The 21,513-nt window shown below is 35.3% G+C and carries 18 protein-coding genes; 5 read left to right on the top strand and 13 right to left on the bottom strand.

Annotation, left to right across the window (positions count from 1 at the left end; genetic code table 11):
- Nucleotides 1-2 precede the first annotated feature (2 nt).
- The gene (locus tag ACR9EA_RS13635) at nucleotides 3-2,396 is read left to right on the top strand and encodes a GumC family protein (RefSeq protein ID WP_435134137.1); all 2,394 of its coding nucleotides are present in this window, start codon (nucleotides 3-5) and stop codon (nucleotides 2,394-2,396) included.
- 451 nt (nucleotides 2,397-2,847) lie between these two features.
- On the opposite strand, the gene ACR9EA_RS13630 is transcribed toward ACR9EA_RS13635, so the two are convergent.
- From ACR9EA_RS13630 to ACR9EA_RS13590, 9 genes are all read right to left on the bottom strand, one after another.
- The gene (locus tag ACR9EA_RS13630; RefSeq protein WP_435134134.1) at nucleotides 2,848-3,411 is read right to left on the bottom strand and encodes an outer membrane beta-barrel protein; all 564 of its coding nucleotides are present in this window, start codon (nucleotides 3,409-3,411) and stop codon (nucleotides 2,848-2,850) included.
- 161 nt (nucleotides 3,412-3,572) lie between these two features.
- Complete coding sequence (gene rpe / locus ACR9EA_RS13625) at nucleotides 3,573-4,235, bottom strand: ribulose-phosphate 3-epimerase (protein ID WP_435134131.1); 663 nt, start codon at nucleotides 4,233-4,235, stop codon at nucleotides 3,573-3,575.
- A gap of 138 nt (nucleotides 4,236-4,373) precedes the next feature.
- Complete coding sequence (locus ACR9EA_RS13620) at nucleotides 4,374-5,237, bottom strand: sigma-70 family RNA polymerase sigma factor (protein WP_013869172.1); 864 nt, start codon at nucleotides 5,235-5,237, stop codon at nucleotides 4,374-4,376.
- A gap of 93 nt (nucleotides 5,238-5,330) precedes the next feature.
- A complete protein-coding gene (locus ACR9EA_RS13615; protein WP_435134129.1) occupies nucleotides 5,331-5,705 on the bottom strand; it encodes a hypothetical protein in 375 nt (124 codons plus the stop codon).
- A 103-nt stretch (nucleotides 5,706-5,808) separates the two neighbouring features.
- Nucleotides 5,809-8,037, bottom strand: a complete 2,229-nt coding sequence (locus ACR9EA_RS13610) for a polyribonucleotide nucleotidyltransferase (RefSeq protein WP_435134126.1) — start codon at nucleotides 8,035-8,037, stop codon at nucleotides 5,809-5,811.
- A gap of 182 nt (nucleotides 8,038-8,219) precedes the next feature.
- Entirely contained in the window at nucleotides 8,220-8,489 is a 270-nt protein-coding gene (gene rpsO, locus ACR9EA_RS13605; protein ID WP_435134125.1) for a 30S ribosomal protein S15, read from the bottom strand.
- 184 nt (nucleotides 8,490-8,673) lie between these two features.
- The gene (gene accD / locus ACR9EA_RS13600) at nucleotides 8,674-9,531 is read right to left on the bottom strand and encodes an acetyl-CoA carboxylase, carboxyltransferase subunit beta (RefSeq protein WP_435134122.1); all 858 of its coding nucleotides are present in this window, start codon (nucleotides 9,529-9,531) and stop codon (nucleotides 8,674-8,676) included.
- Between the two features lie 240 nt (nucleotides 9,532-9,771).
- Nucleotides 9,772-10,839 carry a class II fructose-bisphosphate aldolase gene (fbaA, locus tag ACR9EA_RS13595; RefSeq protein WP_435134119.1) on the bottom strand — a complete coding sequence of 356 codons (1,068 nt, stop codon included), beginning with the start codon at nucleotides 10,837-10,839 and terminating at the stop codon, nucleotides 9,772-9,774.
- Between the two features lie 131 nt (nucleotides 10,840-10,970).
- Complete coding sequence (locus ACR9EA_RS13590) at nucleotides 10,971-13,472, bottom strand: BamA/TamA family outer membrane protein (protein ID WP_435134116.1); 2,502 nt, start codon at nucleotides 13,470-13,472, stop codon at nucleotides 10,971-10,973.
- A 129-nt stretch (nucleotides 13,473-13,601) separates the two neighbouring features.
- Between ACR9EA_RS13590 and ACR9EA_RS13585 the strand changes: the two genes are divergently transcribed.
- Nucleotides 13,602-14,327 (top strand): TrmH family RNA methyltransferase, encoded by a 726-nt coding sequence (locus tag ACR9EA_RS13585; RefSeq protein ID WP_435134114.1) that lies wholly within the window; start codon nucleotides 13,602-13,604, stop codon nucleotides 14,325-14,327.
- Here the strand turns inward: ACR9EA_RS13585 and ACR9EA_RS13580 are convergent.
- The gene (locus tag ACR9EA_RS13580) at nucleotides 14,321-15,064 is read right to left on the bottom strand and encodes a porin family protein (RefSeq protein WP_435134111.1); all 744 of its coding nucleotides are present in this window, start codon (nucleotides 15,062-15,064) and stop codon (nucleotides 14,321-14,323) included. The genes ACR9EA_RS13585 and ACR9EA_RS13580 overlap by 7 nt on opposite strands.
- Before the next feature lies 1 nt (nucleotide 15,065).
- Nucleotides 15,066-15,794: a bifunctional demethylmenaquinone methyltransferase/2-methoxy-6-polyprenyl-1,4-benzoquinol methylase UbiE gene (gene ubiE, locus ACR9EA_RS13575; RefSeq protein WP_435134109.1), complete on the bottom strand. Its 729-nt coding sequence runs from the start codon at nucleotides 15,792-15,794 to the stop codon at nucleotides 15,066-15,068.
- Nucleotides 15,795-15,929: 135 nt separating this feature from the next.
- Here ubiE and trkA point away from each other — a divergent pair, with 135 nt between their 5' ends.
- The 3 genes from trkA (at nucleotide 15,930) to ACR9EA_RS13560 (ending at nucleotide 19,128) form a co-directional block, all read left to right on the top strand.
- Nucleotides 15,930-17,279: a Trk system potassium transporter TrkA gene (gene trkA, locus ACR9EA_RS13570; protein ID WP_435134107.1), complete on the top strand. Its 1,350-nt coding sequence runs from the start codon at nucleotides 15,930-15,932 to the stop codon at nucleotides 17,277-17,279.
- A gap of 3 nt (nucleotides 17,280-17,282) precedes the next feature.
- The gene (locus tag ACR9EA_RS13565) at nucleotides 17,283-18,776 is read left to right on the top strand and encodes a TrkH family potassium uptake protein (RefSeq protein WP_435134105.1); all 1,494 of its coding nucleotides are present in this window, start codon (nucleotides 17,283-17,285) and stop codon (nucleotides 18,774-18,776) included.
- A 109-nt stretch (nucleotides 18,777-18,885) separates the two neighbouring features.
- Nucleotides 18,886-19,128 carry a hypothetical protein gene (locus ACR9EA_RS13560; RefSeq protein ID WP_435134102.1) on the top strand — a complete coding sequence of 81 codons (243 nt, stop codon included), beginning with the start codon at nucleotides 18,886-18,888 and terminating at the stop codon, nucleotides 19,126-19,128.
- Between the two features lie 62 nt (nucleotides 19,129-19,190).
- Here the strand turns inward: ACR9EA_RS13560 and ACR9EA_RS13555 are convergent, their stop codons facing one another.
- Together ACR9EA_RS13555 and ACR9EA_RS13550 are read right to left on the bottom strand one after the other, a co-directional pair.
- Nucleotides 19,191-20,378 carry a pyridoxal phosphate-dependent aminotransferase gene (locus ACR9EA_RS13555; RefSeq protein ID WP_435134100.1) on the bottom strand — a complete coding sequence of 396 codons (1,188 nt, stop codon included), beginning with the start codon at nucleotides 20,376-20,378 and terminating at the stop codon, nucleotides 19,191-19,193.
- A 20-nt stretch (nucleotides 20,379-20,398) separates the two neighbouring features.
- Nucleotides 20,399-21,499 carry a fatty acid desaturase family protein gene (locus ACR9EA_RS13550; RefSeq protein WP_435134097.1) on the bottom strand — a complete coding sequence of 367 codons (1,101 nt, stop codon included), beginning with the start codon at nucleotides 21,497-21,499 and terminating at the stop codon, nucleotides 20,399-20,401.
- Nucleotides 21,500-21,513 lie beyond the last annotated feature (14 nt).

The raw sequence follows: 21,513 nt of genomic DNA, 5'->3' as shown, positions 1-21,513 counted from the left end.
TTATGAGTGAGATGCATGTGCCTTTAGATCAGGATACAGAGGATAATGGTATCAATATTAAAGATGAAATTTTAAGATATTTAAAGTTTTGGAAATGGTTTGTTTTGGCAGCTATAATTGGGGTATTAGTTGCTTTTCTTTATTTGAGATTTACCCCTGAAACTTATAAGTCTTTTTCTAAAATTAAAATTTTAGATGAATCGTCAGACCTTGAGTTGTCTACAGGTAAAAGCGGTGGGTTGTTTTCAGAAACTAAGAATCTGGATAATGAAATTCAAGTTATCAGATCTAAACGACTATTAAGTAAAGTCGTAGATAGTCTAGACCTTCATATTCGTTATTATTTTGAAGGCAAATTTAAGCAACAAGAAGCTTGGAATCCTCCTTTTAAATTTGTTAGTGTTTTACCTAAAGAGAGTGTTAAATGGGGCACGTACTATGTTGAGGTTCTTCAAGATGGCTTTAAAATTAGAAGGGGTGATGCTATAGAAACCGAATTTATTACTAAAGGATATAATGTTAATAATCCGCAAAAAGATTTTCCTTTTATCATTACTTCTTCACCAAGTATAAAAAGATATGTTAACTTTTTCTTTAGAGTAGATGTACAGCCTATTAGTGCCGCAGCGGCTAGTTTGTCAAATCAAATTGGAATTACACGTGTAGGAGCTACAGATATTTTACAACTTAATTTAGTAGGAGAAAGTAGGGAGCGATCTGAGGCTGTACTTAACAAAGTTATGGAGCAGTTTAATTTGGATGGTGTAGAAGATAGACAGCTTGTATTCCAAAGAACTATAGATTTTGTTGATGAACGTTTTGTGTTTTTGGCAGAGGAATTAGACTCCATAGAAGTAGATAAAAAAGAGTTCCAACAGAATAATAATATGGTATCTTTTGGAGCAGATGTAGGCTATAGCATGACAAAAAAAGCTAGTACAGAAAGTGCCGTGTTTGATATTGAAAATCAAATAGCCTTATCAAAATTATTAATTAATACTTTAGCGGAAGATAATTTAGGTACCTTATTACCGCAAAGTATAGGGCTAGATAATGCCAGTGCTAATGGGTTAATTGATAGTTATAATACAGTTGTATTGGAGCGAGAGGCACTTATAACAAGTGCAGGAGATAATAACCCTAAAGTAATAGCATTAAATGAACATCTAGAAGAGTTGAGAAGTAATTTAAATAAATCACTATCTACTTATCAACGCCAATTAGATGTGTCGTTAAGCCGTTTAAAGCAGGAGGAAAGCAATGCGGTAGGGTTGTTTAAAAGTATGCCCCAAAAAGAGAAGATTTTACGATCTATTGAAAGACAGCAAAATTTAAAAGAGAATTTATATTTATTACTATTACAGAAGCGAGAGGAGGCTGCCATTAATTTAGCGATAACAGCACCTAGTATTAAGATTGTAGAATATGCAGCAAGTTCAGGAAGACCTGTAAGTCCAGATCGTAATGGTATCTATATTAAGTCGCTTTTAGGTGCATTGATTATACCTTTCGGGGTCATTTTCTTATTGTTTAAATTGGACACAAAGATTCATGATAAATCAGATGTTACAAAAGCAACAAAAAGTATTCCTATTGCTGGAGAAATACCTAAATTGATTGGTGAACAAGATAAATTGTTTACAAATCCTCATGATAGGACTATGTTGGCCGAATCTTTTAGAATTTTAAGTACTAATTTAAATTATGTTTTACCAGCTAAAAATCAAAACGATAAAGCACAAGTTATTTATGTAACATCTTCTATAAAAGGAGAGGGTAAGACTTTTGTTTCCGTTAATTTGGCCTTAGCTTATTCCAGTATCAGTAAGCGTGTACTATTAATAGGCGCTGACTTGAGAAACCCAAAAATAAAAGTTACTGGACAACAAAAACATGTTAAAGGATTGTCTGATGTTTTGTATAATAACCTAGATTGGAGGACTGTATTACAAGATAGTGAATACAACAAACAATATTTAGATGTATTAATAGCAGGGACTATCCCTCCTAATCCAGCCGAATTATTGTCTAATGGTAAATTAAAAGCTATTATTGAAGATGCTAAGGATGAATATGATTATATCATCATTGATACAGCTCCTGTTGTACCTGTTACAGACACATTATTAATATCTCAGTATGCAGATGCGACTATCTATGTGGTTCGTGCTGGTTATACAGAGAAGAAACTCTTAGGATTTTCAAAAGAAATTTATAGCCATAAAAAATTAAACAACATGGTTTATGTTGTAAATGATATTAGTGAAGCTAAATCGTCTAGAGGTTATGGCTATAATTACGGGTACGGATATGGTTATAATAATGATTCAACGATTAAAAAGTATACTTGGACATGGTTTAAGGAAGGTATTAAAAATAAGCTTAGAAATTTATAATTATATTAAGGAATTATATGAAAAATATGAAAGGTTAAGACTTAAAGTTTTAACCTTTTTTTATAGGTTTCAAATTAGCTTATGAAGCTCTGAAATTTCTTAGTTAAAATGAAAATTTAAAATAGGTTTTAAGTATTATAGAGTTTTAATCCCAGATTTAAACTATTCTTAGTTTAGAATGATAGTAACTTCCTTCAGTCCTTCATATTACACAATGATGGGTTTCCAGTTTATAATGGTTTAGTCCGGTCTTTTTTATTCTCTAAGGTTTGTTACAAGGTTTTTATATATTAATAATAATTTACTCTAATGGATGATGGGTATGTTATCAAAATAACTTTACTCATCTGTTAGAATATTTTTATTAGTGAAATTATGAAAAAAAGAGCGGCCATCAATGTATTATAAATTACATTGATAGCCGCTTATCTATGTTTGGCAGCACGTAAATTTAGAATCTATATAAGAATTCTAAACTGTGTATAAAGTTGTTGTTAGCGTAAATGTGGTCGTTCGCATCAAATGCAAACTTCGATAAACTTTGAATTCTAGCTCCAAATTCAGGGGTGAACCAAAATCGCATTCCTATGTTGAAGTTTATGGAACCATTGGTTTCAGGGCCTACATCAAAAACTCCTAAGCCAAGTCCAGAATATAGGTTGATATTTTCATTGTCCCAAATGTAGTGGCCAAAATAAAATTTTCCATTAACATCGAAGGACATGTAAGTTTCATCGCCTTCAATCCAGCCCACACCTTTTTCATACGCTCTTTCTATGCCATTAAAACTTAACATAGGGTTTATTGCCCAATTGTCATCAAACTTATATTCAACACCAACAGTGATTGGGTTTTTAAAATTCCAACGTTCAGAACCTTTAATAGGGTCTCTAAACGCACTGTTGTCTAAAATATTTATACCTACACTAGCAACCCACTCATCGTAACCACGATATTGACTATAAGCGGCGGTACTGCATATTAAGAATAATAGTATAGCTGTAATCTTTTTCATATTAAAATTTTTAATAAAATTAAGGTTTAATTTGTTATTAGAGAAGTGTAATTTTATTTTTTTCTATATAGAATTATTTTGGGGTTAATTTTTTTGCTAAAGTATAAGCTAACATAATCAATTTTAATTACTTATTGAAATAATAGTGGTTTAAATGTAAATTAATTGTTGATTATTTTTTTGATATTTGAAATAGTATTTAATTGATCTGCAGCTTTAAAAACAAAGCTTCCTGCAACCAAAACATCAGCGCCAGCATCTACTAATTGTTTTGCATTTTTGTCGGTAACACCACCGTCTATTTCTATAATTGTAGCAGCATTTTTTTGTTGTATTAATGCTTTTAGGGTTTTAATTTTATTGTAGGTGCTTTCTATAAAACTTTGTCCGCCAAAGCCTGGATTTACACTCATTATTAATACTAAATCTATATCGTTTATTACATCTTCCAACACATTTATATTAGTGTGCGGATTTAAAGCAACACCAGCCTTCATGCCTTCAGCTTTAATGGCTTGTAAGGTTCTGTGTAAATGTGTGCATGCTTCGTAATGCACTGTAAGTACATCGCTACCTAAATCTGCGAAAGTTTTAATGTAGCGATCGGGATCTACAATCATTAAATGTACATCTAAGGTTTTTTTTGCATGTTTAGAAATGGCTTCTAAAACAGGCATTCCGTAGGATATATTAGGAACAAAAACACCGTCCATGATATCAATGTGAAACCAATCTGCTTCACTATTATTAACCATTTCGATATCGCGTTGTAAGTTGCCGAAATCTGCCGCCAATAATGATGGCGCAATTAATTTAGAATTCATTGTATTGACTTAAATTTTTGCAAAAATAGTATAAAAAAATGAACCCTCGGTAATCAGCCGAGGGTTCTTTCATCAATCAAAAAACGAACAGTTATTGTATGCTCTTTCGAGCTTAAACTGTTGTTACTGTAATTAGGTTTAACCTAAATATGTTTTTAATATTTTGCTTCGTGATGTATGTTTTAATCTACGAATTGCTTTTTCTTTTATTTGTCTTACACGTTCACGCGTTAAGTCGAAAGTTTCTCCTATTTCCTCTAAGGTCATAGGATGTTGGTTACCTAATCCAAAATACAGACGGATAACATCGGCTTCACGTGGGGTTAAGGTTTCTAAAGCACGTTCTATTTCTGTGCGTAAAGACTCGTGTAATAATTCACGATCTGGGTTAGGAGATTCTCCACTATTTAATACGTCGTATAAATTAGAGTCTTCACCTTCTACAAGTGGTGCATCCATGCTGACATGGCGACCAGAATTTTTCATAGACTCTTTAACGTCGTTAATGGTCATGTCTAATTCTTTGGCAATTTCTTCGGCACTTGGCGGACGTTCGTGCGCTTGCTCTAAAAATGCAAATGTTTTATTAATTTTATTGATAGAACCGATTTTGTTTAATGGTAAACGTACAATTCTAGATTGCTCGGCCAAAGCCTGTAGGATAGACTGACGAATCCACCAAACGGCATACGATATAAATTTAAAACCACGGGTTTCATCAAAACGCTGTGCAGCCTTTATTAATCCTAAATTTCCTTCATTAATCAAATCGGGTAAAGTTAAACCCTGATTTTGATATTGCTTTGCTACCGAAACCACAAAACGTAAATTAGCTTTTGTTAATTTTTCTAAAGCAACTTGATCGCCAGCTTTAATACGTTGTGCTAATTCTACTTCTTCGTCTGCGGTAATTAAGTCAACTTTTCCAATTTCTTGAAGATATTTATCTAGCGAAGCTGTTTCTCTATTGGTAACCTGCTTCGTAATTTTAAGTTGTCTCATGTAAAGTTCTCCTGTAAATAATTAAGTGAATACTCCTTTGTAATTAGTTATACGTAAGTATTACAATAAATGTTACAAAAACAGTATTTATTTTTAAATCTTTATAAGATTTTTATGCTCAAGATTAATCGCTTCAAGCATGTCTGAGGCGAATTTATAATGCCCGCGTGTGGTTATAAGCCTGAATCTGTACGATTTTAAATTACTTAGCGTGTTTAGAAATAGCCATTTTGATTTTAGTAAATTAGGTTTCTCAGATTTTAAACTGATATCAAAAACATACTTACGGCCCTCTTTAGTAGCAACAACATCTGGAGTAATAGCGATGTTGCTTCCTTTTTTTAGATATGATTTTGGCGTGTCGTAACCTTCTAAATCTGCTTTAATGTTTTGATAGCCATGATGTTCTAAATAGGAAATAGAGTGCTTTAAAATGTCGGTGTATTTTGCTTTGTCTTCTTGAATCATAACTTATAATATAATGAAAATGAGAAGAATTGCAACTTTTAAAAGCGATTTAACAAAAAAGCCCATCGTGTTTCGATGGGCTTTTACATTTATATTGAAAAAATTAATTTTCTTTTCTATCGTGTCTCGGTTTTCTATCATCACGACGGTTGTCGCGATTTCTGTTATCTCGGTTTCCTCCTTTATTATCTCTAGGCGGTCTTGCTACGTAACCTTCTGGTTTTGGCAAAATAGCTTTGCGAGATACTTTTTCTTTTCTAGTTTTAGGATCTATACCAAAGTATTTTACTTCAAATACATCACCCATATTCACCACATCCGATACGTTTTCTGTGCGTTCCCAAGCCAACTCACTTACGTGTAATAACACTTCGTTTCCTGGAGCTTGAGTATATTCTACAACAGCACCAAAGTCAAGCATTTTAATAACTTTTACTTCGTAAACTTCGCCAACTTGCGGTTTGAATAGCAATGAGTCAATTTTAGCAAGTACAGCATTTATTCCTTCTTGGCCAGTTCCTAAAATTTCTACGATACCTTCTTCTGTTACAGGGTCTTCGTTAATTACAATAGTAGTATTGGTTTCTTTTTGTAATTCTTGAATTACTTTTCCACCAGGACCAATTAAAGCGCCTATAAATTCGTTAGGAATCACGCGAGTTACCATTTTAGGTGCATGTGCTTTAACATCGGCGTTAGGCGTAGCAATAGTATCAGTCAACTTGCCTAATATGTGCATACGACCTTCTTTAGCTTGATTTAAAGCGTTTACTAAAATTTCGTAGCTTAAGCCTTTAATTTTGATATCCATTTGGCAAGCAGTAATACCATCTTCTGTACCTGTAACTTTAAAATCCATGTCGCCTAAGTGATCTTCATCACCTAAAATATCCGATAAAACAGCGTAACGCTCACCATCAGAAATTAATCCCATAGCAATACCAGATACTGGTTTTTTCATTTGCACACCAGCGTCCATTAACGCCATCGTTCCAGCACAAACTGTAGCCATAGATGATGAACCGTTAGATTCTAATACCTCGGATACTACTCTTACAGTATAAGGACAATCTGCAGGAACCATGCGTTTTAATGCACGTTGTGCTAAGTTACCGTGACCAATTTCACGACGCGATGTGCCTCTTAACGGTCTTGCTTCTCCCGTTGAAAACGGTGGGAAGTTATAATGTAAATAGAAACGCTCTTCGCCTTCTAACGATGGGTTATCGATCATGTTAGCTTCACGTGATGTACCTAAAGTAACTGTAGCTAATGCTTGAGTTTCCCCACGTGTAAAGATTGAAGAACCGTGTGTAGATGGTAAATAATCTACTTCGCACCATATTGGGCGTATTTCGGTAGTTTTACGTCCGTCTAAACGAATACCTTCTTCTAACACAAGATTTCTTACAGCTTCTTTTTGAATTTTGTTGAAATATTTTGATACTAAACCACCAACTTCTTCCAATTCTTCTTCTGTATATTCTGCTTTTAAAGCTTCTTTTACTTCGGAGAAAGCTAAACCTCTGTCGTGCTTAGAAGATGCATCTTTAGCAATTTCGTAACATTTATCGTAAGCAAAGGCTTTTACTTTTTCAAGAACAGCATCGTCTTCGGCTTCTGGCTCATATTCGCGAGTTTCTTTTGCTCCAACTTGAGCAACTAAACGTTTTTGAGCTTCAATTTGAACTTTAATGGCATCGTGAGCAACTTTAATGGCTTCAACCATTTCTTCTTCCGAAATTTCGCTCATTTCACCTTCAACCATCATTACAGAATCTTCGGAAGCACCAATAACCATATCGATATCTGATTGTGCTAATTGAGATAAACTTGGGTTGATGATAAATTCGCCATCAATTCTAGCTACACGGACTTCAGAAATTGGAGTTTCAAAAGGAATATCGCTTAATTGAATAGCGGCAGATGCTGCTAAACCAGCTAATGCATCTGGCATAACATCTTTATCTAAAGACATTAACTGAATCATTACCTGAGTTTCGGCATGATAGTCTTTAGGGAATAACGGGCGTAATACGCGGTCTACAATACGCATTACTAAAATTTCTTCGGTGCTTGGGCGTGCCTCACGTTTAAAAAAACCGCCAGGGTAACGACCTGCAGCAGCAAATTTTTCGCGATAATCTACCGTTAACGGTAAAAAGTCTACATCGGCGGCATCGTAGTTAGATACTACTGTACAAAGTAGCATAGTCTCTCCCGATTGCACTACAACACTACCATGAGCTTGTTTTGCTAGTTTTCCAGTTTCGATAGAAATTTCTCTACCGTCACCTAGGTCTATAACCTCTTTAAATGTTTGTGGAATCATAAATTTTAATTCTTTATCAAGCTTATTTATGCTTGAAACATGTTAAACAATGGTCGTTGTGTTGTTGTGTAGTTGTTGTAGTGACCAATGAAAAACTGTAAAAGCTTCTTCAATTGTCGATGGTTATGCTCGTTCGAACTCGAGTTATAAATGAAAAAAAGAGGCATAAAGCCTCTCTTTTGTTATTTTCTTAATCCTAATTCCTTAACGATAGCACGGTATCTTAAGATATCCTTTTTAGTTAAGTAATCTAGTAGCGCTCTACGCTTACCTACTAATTTTACTAACGAACGCTCTGTGTTGTAATCTTTACGATTGTTTTTTAAGTGTTCTGTTAAGTGATTAATTCTGTGCGTGAATAACGCGATTTGACCTTCAGCAGAACCTGTATCGTTCTTTCCTTTACCGTGTTTTGCGAAGATTTCTTCTTTTGATTCTTTTGTTAAATACATTCCAATATTATTTAAATGATTTTTATGTACATGAAAGATTTTCTTTCAAGCGGCAAATATATGAATATAATATGATTTAATGCTTAAATTGTCAATCTTTTATATTTCTCACATAAAAATGAAGTCATTTAGTTTTATTAGCAATCCTCATATTGCGAGCGCGTAAAGGATTATTGTTTAATTATTACGCACGAATGGGTTGATTGGTAATTAAATCGATGTATAAGTTTACCTTATTTTTTAAATCTTTACGTTGGGTTATAAAGTCTAAGAATCCGTGTTCTAATAAAAATTCGGCGGTTTGAAACCCTTCTGGTAATTCTTTTCCTGTAGTATCTCTAACAATTCGTGGGCCAGCAAAACCAATTAAAGCTCCCGGTTCGCTAATGTTAATATCGCCTAACATGGCAAAAGAAGCTGTTGTTCCTCCTGTTGTTGGGTCTGTACATAACGAGATGTAAGGTATGCCAGCATCTGCTAGTTGGGCTAGTTTAACCGATGTTTTGGCTAATTGCATTAATGACAAAGCGGCTTCCATCATACGGGCGCCTCCAGATTTAGAGATAATCATTAATGGCATTTTCTTTTTTAATGCATAGTCTGCTGCACGTGCTATTTTTTCGCCGACTACACTTCCCATAGATCCACCAATAAAGGCAAAATCCATACACGCAATAACTAAGTCTTTACCTTTAGATTTGCCAACGGCTGTTCTAACAGCATCTTTTAGTTTTGTTTTTTCTTGTGCGGCTTTTAAACGGTCTGGGTATTTTTTTGTGTCTACAAATTTAAGCGGGTCTTTAGACTCTAAGTTCTGGTCTAATTCTTTAAACTTGTTGTCATCGAAAAGAATTTCGAAATATTCTTTGCTGCCAATTCTTACGTGATAGCCATCTTCAGGACTTACGTAAAAGTTTTTTTCTAACTCTTCGGTATCTACAATTTTGCCTGTTGGAGACTTGTACCATAACCCTTTAGGAGTATCTTTTTTTTCTTGGGTTGTGGTTGTTATTCCTTTTGTTTTTCGTTTAAACCAAGACATATTGATTTTATTTTTAGCTTTTAAGCTATCGGGGAAGCTTAAAATGTTTTGTTTAGCGTTTATAAACTAACGTAAATGTAGCGTAAAACGGTACATTTACGTTAGTTAATTTTTTACAAGTAAGGTATTACGTGTTTGAAGACAAGGTGTTTAAACCATAATCTTTATGTAATACCATTAGGTTGCAGGGGTCAAAATTAAAATTTTGTTTTTAATTTTAGCAAAACGCTAAGATTTATTTTACAATGTATTTACATTATTTAAATCTTCAAATGCCTTTTTTAGTCTAGAAACAAATGTTTCTTCGCCTTTTCTTAACCAAACTCGAGGGTCGTAATATTTTTTATTTGGAGCTTCAGGACCTTCTGGGCTACCAATTTGCGTTTTTAAATAATCGGCTTTATCGTTCATATAATCACGAATTCCGCTCATGAAGGCAAATTGCATGTCGGTGTCTATATTCATTTTAATTACACCGTAACTGATACCTTCTCTAATTTCTTCTACAGAAGAACCAGATCCGCCATGGAATACAAAATCGATGTGATTATGACCTACACCATATTTTTCTGAAATATATTCTTGAGAATTTTTAAGAATTTTTGGAGTTAATTTTACGTTACCAGGCTTGTAAACCCCGTGTACGTTACCAAAAGCAGCTGCAATAGTAAACTGATCGCTTACTTTACTTAACTCTTCGTAAGCATAAGCAACTTCTTCTGGTTGGGTGTATAATTTAGATTCATCGACATCGCTGTTATCTACACCATCTTCTTCACCACCGGTAATACCTAGTTCTATCTCTAAGGTCATACCCATTTTGCTCATGCGCTCTAGGTATTGTTTACAGATTTCGATGTTTTCTTTTATAGGCTCCTCGCTTAAATCGATCATGTGCGAGCTGAATAATGGTTTTCCTGTTTCTGCAAAATGTTTTTCGCTGGCATCTAATAAACCATCTATCCAAGGCAATAATTTTTTGGCGCAATGGTCTGTGTGTAAAATTACAGGAACACCATACGCTTCGGCCATTAAATGAACGTGTTTGGCACCAGCAGTTGCTCCAGCGATGGCCGCTTTTTGTCCGTCGTTACTTAGTCCTTTTCCTGCGTTAAATACCGCACCGCCATTAGAAAACTGTATAATTACGGGCGCATTTAAATCTCTTGCGGTTTCTAAAACACCGTTAATGGTGTTCGAGCCAATTACGTTTACAGCAGGAAGAGCAAATCCTTTCTCTTTTGCATATTTAAAAATGTTTTGAACTTCTTTACCAGTTGCAACACCAGGTTTAATGTTATGTCCCATAATTATTTTGTTTAATGTTTAAGTTTGATTTCCTCAAAAGTAATACTTTTTTAAGTATTTTTTTGCAGGTATTGGGTGATAAAACCGCTGAAATTGACGAAATCGTTATAAATTATGGGTGTTTTTTTTGATTAGAACGGATAGTTGATACCTACGTTATAAACGGCATTTCCGAAATTAAAATCGTTTAACCAACGTTCGTCGTTAGAGTAAGACGGATCGTAAGTTTTAAATCCGATATCGAATCTGAAGACTAAAAAACTAAAATCGTAACGTAATCCAAATCCAGAGCCAATGGCAATGTCTTTTAACGATTCGATACTTTCGAAGGTGGCGCCTGGGTCTTGCACATTATCAAAAACATTCCAGATGTTACCCATGTCTACAAATAAAGCTCCGTATAAATCTTCGTAAACGTTAAAGCGGTGTTCAATATTAAGGGCAATTTTTAAGTTAGCTTCGTTAAAATCGTCTTTGTTTTGAGAGCTTCCAGGGCCTAAGTCGTAGGCCGACCAAGCACGGTTATCGTTGGCACCTCCTGCAAAAAAACTTTTAGAGAACGGAATGTTAGGCGAGTTGCCATACGGAATCGCAATGCCAAAAAAACTGCGAACGGCTAATATGTTTTTGTGGCCCAAATCCCAGTGCTTGGTGAAATCCAATTCGGTTTTAATGTATTGCGAATAGGCTACATTAAATAGTTCGTAGCGTCCATCGCTGTTTTTGCTCTGATTAGATAGCGACGAGCCTAATGCTAATAAATTTCCAGCCGATTCTATGCGGCCTCTAAAAATGTAAAAATCTTCATCGGAAACATCTCTACGGCTGTCCCGAATATAGGTGAAGGCACTCGATACAATCAGGTTGTTTTCGGTTAACCTAACTTGGCGTTCATCAATATTATTTACGGTTTGGATATCATCGTCGGAAATGCCTCTAGGTGGATTCGGACCCAATACTTCATTTATAAACTCGTTGGTGCCTTCTGGTATTTCTAAGTCTTCATTTCTTGGTAAATAGCCACTATCGTGCGCGATATCATTTAAAGTGTTGTATGATGTACTGTAAACGTTAAAGTAATTGTCTGGATTTAAATTTCTTACGTATTGCGCACTAAAAAGTTCTAGCGATTGGGTAACACGTCGGGACGGTTTCCAATTGTAGTTTAATGCCCCTGTAAACGATCTTTTGTCTAAACCAATATTTTTTTGACTCGCTACCGAGAGTCCCATTTTGGTTGTAGGCGACATGTGTTTTGGGATTAAACTATCGGTATTAAAAGGGAAAAACAATCTGGGGATGGTAAGTTTTAAATCGGCTCCAACTTCGTTGATGTCGAAAAAACGATCTTCGTTTTGGTTAGCATCTTTAGACGACCCTATTGAAGCAAAACCCGATAATTCTAAAGTTTCGGCACCTTTAAAAATATTTCTGGCCAATAAACTCGGGTTAACAGAAAATCCAATAACCTGAATATTACTCGTGGATACTTCGGTGCTAAATCCTAAATTGAATTTTTTTAAGGGCGTTAAATATATGTTGGCAGTAAGCGTAGTGTCGGGGTTTTCAACATATTTAATATCTGGATATTTAAACGTTCTCAATTCGCTTAAATGTTTGTAGGTTCTGGTACGGTCTATATCTCTAAAAATAGATCCTGGCGAAATAAAAACAGCATCGGTAAGTGCTTTAGGTCTGTAAGTCATTTTACTGGTGCTATACAAATTGTAGCCTTTGTAGGTTATAGAGTCTTGTAATTGATCGTTTCTGTTTTCGTTCGAGGCATCGGTGTAAATATTAACATCTTTAATTGTAAAAATTTTAAAAGGTTCTCTGCGCACTGAATCTTGATTGCGTTGGTTGAAGTTCTTTATTTGAACTTCAACATTCATTTTTTTATTGGTGTTAATCGTATCGACTTGAAAAATAACATAGTCCTGACTAAATTGGTAGACACCATGGTTTCTTAAATTACTTGTAATCCTGTCGCGTTCGGCTTCAAAATTATCGGTCGTATAGCGTTCGCCAGATTTTATAAAAGACCGTCTTTTAAATTGATGGTATAGCGAGTCTACAATTGGAGACATAATTTGCGTGGTTAAACTGTCTATTATAAAAGGCGTGCCAAGGTTTACATGGTAATTTACTTCAGCTTTTTTGGTGCCAGTAATAATGGTGTCGTAACGGGCTTCTACATCAAAATAACCGTTGTTAGTGTAATAATCCTCTAGTCTTGTGACCGATTTTTTGCTGCGCAGTTCGTTAATGGTAACCGGGGCTTCTCCAGTTGTTTTAAGCCAAGAGTTAAAACCTTTTCTGGCTTCTACAAATTGGTGTAATTGTTTTTTAGATAGGAAACGTTCTAAGCGTTTTCTGTGTTTTTCGCTTCGGTTTATTTGTGCATTAACAATAGAGTCTATATTGGGTCTGGCTAAATTGTAAATGTATAATCTAATGGGTAAGCCCAGTAGCGTTTTGTTTGGTTCTTGATATAAGAGATTTTCTATCGTTTCAGATTTATTTTTTACACTGTCTACATAAATGGTGTTTTTTACCAAGAGGTGTTTGTCTTCTCCCACGCGTTTAATAGAATTACAAGCGGTAATTAAACCTGTTATTACAATAAATAACACTATTTTTGGGAACCTGTGTTTCAAGAATAAAAAAGAAATTAGAAAAGTTTAAAGCCTTGTTTTAAGTTTGTAAATTGTTTTAAACAAAACGACTAAAGGTACTTATAAAATCAAAAATACATTATTTGAATGTTATCAAAAAATCAAATAAAATTAATTGCAAAGTTAAAGCAAAAAAAGTATAGACAAGACACTAAATTGTTTGTTGTAGAAGGCGAAAAAGGGATAGACGAACTTTTGCAGTCTTCGTTTAAACTCCATAAGTTGTTTACAACAGCAGCATTCGATTTGCCTTTAGAACACCAGGTTGTTGTTTCTGAAGCCGATTTAAAACGCATTAGTTTTTTAACGACACCCAATAAAGCTCTAGCGGTTTTTGAAATGCCAGAAGTACAGCCCATACAAACTACTAAACTTTGTGTTGCTTTAGACAATGTTAGAGATCCTGGGAATTTGGGCACCATTATACGGTTATGCGATTGGTTTGGGGTGCAAGACTTAATATGTAATTTGGGTACGGTAGATTGTTTTAACCCTAAAGTAATACAAGCTACTATGGGGTCTGTAACACGTGTTAACATAACGTATTTAGATTTGGAACAGTTTTTAGCAAATACGGCATTGCCTATATATGGTGCTTTTATGGATGGTGAAAATGTGTATAAATCTCCGCTTCCAGATTCTGGTATTTTGGTTATGGGCAACGAGGCTAATGGAGTTTCTAAAACTATAGCAGATTTAGTAACCCAAAAACTAGCCATACCTAGATTTGGAGCCTTGCAAGCAACCGAGAGTTTAAACGTAGCTACAGCTACCTCTATTTTGTTGAGTGAATTTAAGCGGCGAATTTATTGAAAAGTGAAATTGATAAACACTCCTCTAGATTTCATGCTTTCTATATTGTCGGTCCAAGGGCTTGGGCCGTTGGCTTCGTTATCTCTTATTAACTCGTCATTTATGGCAAATACACCGCGGATGGATGGTGTAAATTTAAAATAGTATAAATAAAAGTCTACCCCAAAACCAACTTCGTAATAATAGGAGCTTTTAGTCATTCTAAATTGCCCGTTGTTATTGTCGTTCGGGTTGTTCTGATTACTGTTTAAGTTTAGCGAGGTAGAAATACCGCCAACCACAAAAGGCTTAAAATTATTTAATCGTTTGGTTGAAAACTTTACGAGTAACGGAAAATGCACATAGGTAGATTTTACCTCTCTTATTAAATCGGCGTCGGTATATGCTCTGTCTGCAAAATATTCTTCTGGGTACATAAGCTCCCGGTTGGTAATGTATAGTCCGGGTTCGAAACGTAAATCTACATAATCGTTAATTCTAAGGTTTCCTAATAGCCCAACACTAAAACCTGGTTTTGTTTTTACCTGTATATCTGTAACATCTCTTCCATTTGCATCGGTAAGTTTTTCTTTATAATCGAATTTAGCACCGTAATGGTTAAACCCGAGAAAATACCCCCAACTAAATCTGTCTTTATCAAAATTTTCGTTATTCAGAATTTTTTCTTTACTGAATAGTTGGGCAGAAGCCGTATGCGAGGCCAGGATTAATAATAAGATGACAAATGGTTTTTTCATATTATTTTTTAGATGATGTGTAAATAGTCGCGACTCCAAGTGTTTGCGGAAAATCTTCAACATTAATAAACCCAATTTTTTCTAAAATATTGTTTAACGCCTGCCCGTGAGGAAAAACAGCCGCCGATTCGCTTAAATATTTGTAAGCCGTTTTGTCTTTAGAAAACAGTTTGCCAATTAATGGTAAAATGTTTTTTGTGTACAAATTGTAGCCTTGTTTGTACGGTGTTTTGGTAGGCACCGATGTTTCTAAAATTACAAAAATGCCATTTGGTTTAAGCACGCGTAAAATTTCGGCCAAGCCTTTTTCTAAGGTTTCAAAATTTCTAACACCAAAGGCCACCGTAATGGCATCGAAGGCATTGTCTGGGAACGGAATGTGCTCGGAGTCGCCTAAAACCATTTCTATTTTATGGTCTAGGTTTTTGGCTTTTACTTTTTCTTTTCCAACTTCCAGCATACCGCTGCTAATGTCTAAGCCTATAATTTTTTCGGCATTGGTTTCGGCTAAATTAATAGCTAAGTCACCTGTACCCGTTGCGATATCCAATATGGTTTTAGGATTAGTGCTTTTAACAAGGCTTACTACTTTTTTTCGCCATTTAATATCAATTCCAAACGAAATCACACGATTTAAATCGTCGTAATTGCCTGAAATAGTGTCGAACATTTTAGTGACTTGCTCCTTTTTTCCTAAGTCGCTGTCTTTATAGGGATTTACTTTTGTCAAATCAGAATTTTCAGCAAATATAAGTTTTTCGGTATGTATTAAGAAACTTGAAAACAAATAATTATATTAATTGTAAAAGTAGCTAAATCTATAAATTACTGTATCTTTGTTATACTTTTTTACGAATATTCACGCATGAAAATTATTATAGCTGGCGCTGGTGAGGTTGGATTCCATTTGGCTAAATTATTATCTTACGAATCGCAGGAAATTACCTTAATAGACATTAATAAAGAAAGTTTAATGTATGCCGATACGCATTTAGATATAAAAGTGATTAAAGGCGATTCGACATCTATTTCTATTTTAAAGGAAGCACGAGTGTCGCAAAGTGATTTGGTAATTGCTGTTACCGCTTCCGAAACTACAAATATTACGGTTTGCGTGTTGGCAAAACAGTTAGGAGCCAAAAAAACCATTGCCAGAATATCTAATACCGAGTTTATTCATCATCAAGAAGAAGTTGGTTTTACCAAATTTGGGATAGACGAGCTCATTTCGCCTGAAGCTTTAGCTGCATCCGAAATTAAATTATTGTTAGATCAATCGGCTTTTAACGATAGTTACGAGTTCGAAGAAGGCGCCTTAACCATGGTGGGTTTAAATATGCCGAAAACGGTAACTTTTGTCGGGAAGACGGTAAAGGAAGCTGCTCAAATTTTTCCGGAAATTCATTTTGTACCCATAGCTATTCAGCGTTCTGGAACGCAATTTACTATCATTCCGCGTGGCGATACTGTGTTTAAAGCTGGCGATAATGTGGTTTTTATTGCCTCGGAAGGAGGTGCCGAAGAATTGTGTAAGTTAACAGGAAAGATGAATACCGAAGTTAAGAACGTAATGATTCTTGGCGGAAGTAAGATTGGCTATAAAGCGGCAAGAGATTTAAGCAGTAGTTCTATACGCGTTAAGCTGATAGAAAAAAATAAAGATCGTGCTTTCGATATAGCCGACGAATTGCCTAACGTTTTAGTGATTAATGGAGACGGACGTAATGTAGATGTTTTGGAGGAAGAATATTTAAGCGATATGGATGCTTTTATTGCTGTAACCGGAAATTCCGAAACCAACATCATGTCTTGTTTGGTTGCAAAATCTAAAAACGTTCGGAAAACCATTGCCCTTGTAGAAAACATGGATTATTTCGAGCTGTCGCAATCTATTGGTATCGATACATTAATTAATAAAAAACTATTGGCAGCCAATAATATATTTAGATATATACGAAAAGGCGATGTTGTAGCCATGACCAAATTAAACAACATGCATGCCGAGTTATTAGAATTTAAAGTGAAGTCGAAATCCTTAATCTGCGATCGGGTTATTAAAGATATCGATTTTCCGCGGTCGGCTATTATAGGCGGTATTATCCGTAATGGTAAAGGCATCATAGCACTTGGCGATTTTAAAATATCCGAAGGCGATCGTGTAGTGGTCTGTTGTTTGCCACAATCTATCAAGCAAGTAGAAAAACTATTTCTATAGCGCATGAAACTTAACTATAAAATCATTTTTTATTTTTTAGGATCGCTATTATTGTTTAATGGTGGTTTTATGTTGCTCTCTGCCTTAATCAGTTTATTATATAAAGACGGCGTAACCATTAAGCTGTTCTTCTCCGGGATGATTCCAATAATGGTGGGGACTATAGTCATGTTAACTGCCAAAGATCATAAAAAGGAAATGAATAAACGCGAAGGTTATATTGTTGTAACTTTTGGGTGGATTGTTATGTCGCTGTCGGGGACTTTGCCTTATGTGCTAACCGATAGTATTCCTAGTTTTACAGATTCTTTTTTCGAAACCATGTCTGGTTATACTACAACAGGAGCTTCTATTTTACACGATATTGAAGCCATGCCCGAAGGCGTGTTGTTTTGGAGAAGTTTAACCCATTGGATTGGTGGTATGGGAATTATTGTATTGGCAATAGCTATACTGCCGTTATTGGGCATAGGAGGTATGCAGTTGTTTGCCGCCGAAGCTCCAGGTCCGAGCGCCGATAAACTACATCCTAGAATTACCGATACGGCAAAACGATTATGGCTTATTTATTTCGGGTATACAGTGGCCGAAACTTTGTTTTTATGGTTGGCAGGCATGTCTTTTTTCGATGCTATAAACCATGCTTTGGCGACTTTGTCTACAGGTGGGTTTTCAACAAAAAATGCTAGTGTGGCGTACTGGAACCATCAACCTATTATTCAATATATCATTATCCTGTTCATGTTTTTGGCTGGGGCAAATTTTGTATTGAGTTATTTTGCTTTTAAAGGAAGAATTCAAAAAGTATTTCAAGACGAAGAGTTTAAACTGTATTGCTGGTTCATTTGCATTTTTACAGCAATCGTTTCAGGAATCATTTATTTTAGAGCGGATTTGGCTTTGTCTACTATAGAACATCCGATGGTTTGGGGGCAGGCCGAAAGTGCCATACGTCATGGGTTGTTTCAGGTATTGTCTATTATTACAACCACCGGATTTGTCTCTGCCGATTATACACTTTGGACTCATTTTTTGGTGGTGTTTTTCTTTGGATTGATGTTTCTGGGAGGGTCGGCAGGAAGTACTTCAGGAGGTGTTAAGGTGGTGCGTCATCTTATCATGATTAAAAATGGGTTTATGGAGTTTAAGCGTTCGTTACATCCGAATGCTGTTTTACCTGTGCGTTATAATAAAAAAGCGGTTACAGGGGACATTGTATTTAACGTACTTGCTTTTTTCATTTTATACATGTTATCCTTTATTATAGGGGCTTTAATTTTTTCTATGCTCGGTATTAATTTTGAATCGGCTGTGGGGTTATCGGCTTCAAGTTTGGGTAACGTAGGGCCGGCTTTAGGTAATTTTGGTCCGGTTACCAATTATGCCGCTTTACCAGCGGTGGGTAAATGGTGGTGTAGTTTTTTAATGCTTCTAGGTAGATTAGAGCTTTTTACTGTTTTTATTTTAATGACGCCTTTCTTCTGGCGTAACAGATAATTTTTTGAGAATTTATTGCTTGTAACATTCTAGCATTGCATCATACTAATTAGTATAACGATACAATTTAATATTTAAGAATATGGGTTTTGGTGGTGCTGCTCAAGCTATGATTACTTCTTTAAAGAACAACAGGAATTTGTTGTCTAAGCGCAAATCTTTAAAAGATAGTATGGGAAGCTTTGAAAAACGTGGTCCTGTTATTTTTAAAACTAAGAATGCGAGTCCGGTTGTTTTGAAACGCTTAAGAACACGTTTGAAGGAAGAAAACAGACGCGTAAACATTAAGCAAATTGTTGCTTTAAGTCTGTTTTTAATACTGCTCGTTAGTGTATTTTATTACTACTTATAAAAAAAAAGAGAAGAAACTGAAAAACAGTATCTTCTCTCTTCACTATAATCTTTTTTGTAATTTTATGCAGTAAGGGCGCTTTTAATACGCTTTAAAGCTTCAATAATTTGCTCTTGAGACGCGGCGTAAGAAATACGAATACAATCCGAATTTCCAAAAGCTTCACCAGTAACTGTTGCAACGTGTGCTTCTTCTAATAAATATAAAGAAAAATCTGTCGCGTTATTGATGGTTTTGCCTCTTAAAGTTTTTCCAAAATAGTACGATACGTTAGGGAAAACATAAAATGCACCTTCAGGAACATTTGTTTTAATACCGTCTATATCATTTAATAAGTCTAGAATTAAATCGCGGCGTACTTTAAATTCATCAACCATAAACTGGATACGCTCTGGCGATTCGTTTAAGGCTGTAATTGTAGCTTGTTGTGCAATACAATTAGTTCCAGAAGTGATTTGCCCTTGCATTTTTGTACAGGCTTTAGCAATCCAATCTGGAGCTCCAATATAACCAATTCTCCAACCTGTCATAGCAAAAGCTTTAGCAACTCCATTAACAGTTATGGTGCGGTCGTACATGCTAGGTATAGCTGCAAAACTGAAGTTTTTAGCGCCGTAGTTTATGTGCTCGTAAATTTCATCTGAAAGGATAAAAATATTAGGATGCTTTTCTAAAACTTCGGCAAGGGCACGGTATTCGCTTTCGCTGTAAATCGTACCACTAGGGTTATTAGGCGAGTTAAAAAATACCATTTTTGTTTTTGGAGTAATGGCAGCTTCTAATTGCTCTGGAGTGATTTTGAAATCGTTCTCTATAGTTGATGGTATTTCTTTGTATGTTGCTTCGCATAGCGTTGCAATAGCAGAATAACTTACCCAGTAAGGCGCAGGTAATAATACTTCGTCGCCAGGGTTTAATAAAACTTGAGCTACGTTTGCAATAGATTGTTTTGCACCGGTAGATACTACAATTTGCGAAGGTGTATATGTTAAATTATTGTCGCGCTTAAACTTTGTAATGATAGCCTCTTTTAACTCGACGTAACCATCTACAGGAGAGTAAGAGTTGAAGTTGTCGTTAATAGCTTGGATTGCCGCGTCTTTAATGTAATCTGGAGTGTTAAAGTCTGGTTCTCCTAAGCTAAGTCCAATAATGTCTATACCTTGAGTTTTAAGTTCGCGTGCTTTAGCTGCCATGGCCAAAGTGGCCGATGAAGGCAAGCTGGTAATTCTGTCAGAAAGTGGATTCATTTAATAAAATATTCTGTTAGTTAAGATTGTAAAGCAGGTTTCATGCCCATTTCGCGTAAATATCTAAAATGAGCTATAATGGCTTTACGTGTGGTTTTATATTCGTTGTAAGGTAAATTAAATTCTAAGGCAGTTTCTTTCACTATTTTTGAAATTTTGGTATAGTGAATATGACTGATATGCGGAAAAATATGGTGTTCTACCTGATGATTTAATCCGCCAGTAAACCAATTTACGATTTTGTTTTTCGTTGAAAAGTTTACGGTAGTTTTTAACTGGTGAATCGCCCAAGTGTTTTTCATGGTGCCATCTTGTTCTGGTAATGGCATTTCTGCATCTTCCATAACGTGTGCTAGCTGAAATACTACACTTAAAATTAAGCCAGCGGTATAGTGCATAATAAAAAATCCTAATAGAATTTTCCACCATGCTAAATCTAAAATTAACATTGGTAAAACAATCCAAATACTAATGTAAATTATTTTAGAAATTACCAACTTGCTCCAGTTGGCTACTGGGTTCGGAAATTTGCCATAAGCTAATTTACGTTTCATATAGCTTCGCATTTGCTTCCAATCGGTAGTAATGGCCCAGTTAATGGTTAACAATCCATATAGTAAAATGGAATAGTAATGTTGGAACCTGTGATGCCATTGCCATTCGGAGTGTTTAGAAAATCGTAAAATACGACCAGCTTCTAAATCTTCGTCATGTCCATGAATATTTGTGTAAGTGTGGTGTAACACATTGTGTTGTACTTTCCAGTTGTATACGTTACCAGCTAAAATGTATATGCTACTGCCCATAAGGTTGTTAATCCATTCTTTGTCCGAAAACGAGCCATGGTTTCCATCATGCATCACATTCATGCCAACGCCAGCCATCCCAACACCCATAACAATAGTGAGTAGCAGTTGTGCCCATTGTGGTATGTCTAAGGTTAACAATAAAAAGTAAGGTGCTAAAAATATGGAAAACATAATAATGGTTTTTACCCATAGTTTCCAATTACCTGTACGTTTTATATTGTTTTCCTTAAAATATTCGTTCACGCGTTTGTTTAAGGTTCTGAAAAATTTAGCAGAATCTGTACGCGAAAACGAAAGCATTTGATTTGTCATAACTAATAATTTTA

Origin of the sequence: Formosa sp. A9 (assembly GCF_051200825.1) — a bacterium.
Classification (GTDB): Bacteria; Bacteroidota; Bacteroidia; order Flavobacteriales; family Flavobacteriaceae; genus Formosa.
The sequence above is the reverse complement of the archived record's forward strand: the minus strand, read 5'-3'. Positions and strand labels throughout refer to the sequence as shown.

Excerpts from the sequence above, each read along its gene's own strand:
- ACR9EA_RS13555 (WP_435134100.1), bottom strand. The coding sequence starts at position 20,378 with ATGAATCCACTTTCTGACAGAATTACCAGCTTGCCTTCATCGGCCACT.
- ACR9EA_RS13620 (WP_013869172.1), bottom strand. The coding sequence starts at position 5,237 with ATGAGACAACTTAAAATTACGAAGCAGGTTACCAATAGAGAAACAGCT.
- ACR9EA_RS13550 (WP_435134097.1), bottom strand. The coding sequence starts at position 21,499 with ATGACAAATCAAATGCTTTCGTTTTCGCGTACAGATTCTGCTAAATTT.
- ACR9EA_RS13610 (WP_435134126.1), bottom strand. The coding sequence starts at position 8,037 with ATGATTCCACAAACATTTAAAGAGGTTATAGACCTAGGTGACGGTAGA.
- accD (WP_435134122.1), bottom strand. The coding sequence starts at position 9,531 with ATGTCTTGGTTTAAACGAAAAACAAAAGGAATAACAACCACAACCCAA.
- fbaA (WP_435134119.1), bottom strand. The coding sequence starts at position 10,839 with ATGGGACATAACATTAAACCTGGTGTTGCAACTGGTAAAGAAGTTCAA.
- ACR9EA_RS13630 (WP_435134134.1), bottom strand. The coding sequence starts at position 3,411 with ATGAAAAAGATTACAGCTATACTATTATTCTTAATATGCAGTACCGCC.
- ACR9EA_RS13565 (WP_435134105.1), top strand. The coding sequence starts at position 17,283 with ATGAAACTTAACTATAAAATCATTTTTTATTTTTTAGGATCGCTATTA.
- trkA (WP_435134107.1), top strand. The coding sequence starts at position 15,930 with ATGAAAATTATTATAGCTGGCGCTGGTGAGGTTGGATTCCATTTGGCT.
- ACR9EA_RS13615 (WP_435134129.1), bottom strand. The coding sequence starts at position 5,705 with ATGATTCAAGAAGACAAAGCAAAATACACCGACATTTTAAAGCACTCT.
- rpe (WP_435134131.1), bottom strand. The coding sequence starts at position 4,235 with ATGAATTCTAAATTAATTGCGCCATCATTATTGGCGGCAGATTTCGGC.
- ACR9EA_RS13580 (WP_435134111.1), bottom strand. The coding sequence starts at position 15,064 with ATGAAAAAACCATTTGTCATCTTATTATTAATCCTGGCCTCGCATACG.
- rpsO (WP_435134125.1), bottom strand. The coding sequence starts at position 8,489 with ATGTATTTAACAAAAGAATCAAAAGAAGAAATCTTCGCAAAACACGGT.
- ACR9EA_RS13635 (WP_435134137.1), top strand. The coding sequence starts at position 3 with ATGAGTGAGATGCATGTGCCTTTAGATCAGGATACAGAGGATAATGGT.
- ACR9EA_RS13560 (WP_435134102.1), top strand. The coding sequence starts at position 18,886 with ATGATTACTTCTTTAAAGAACAACAGGAATTTGTTGTCTAAGCGCAAA.
- ACR9EA_RS13585 (WP_435134114.1), top strand. The coding sequence starts at position 13,602 with ATGTTATCAAAAAATCAAATAAAATTAATTGCAAAGTTAAAGCAAAAA.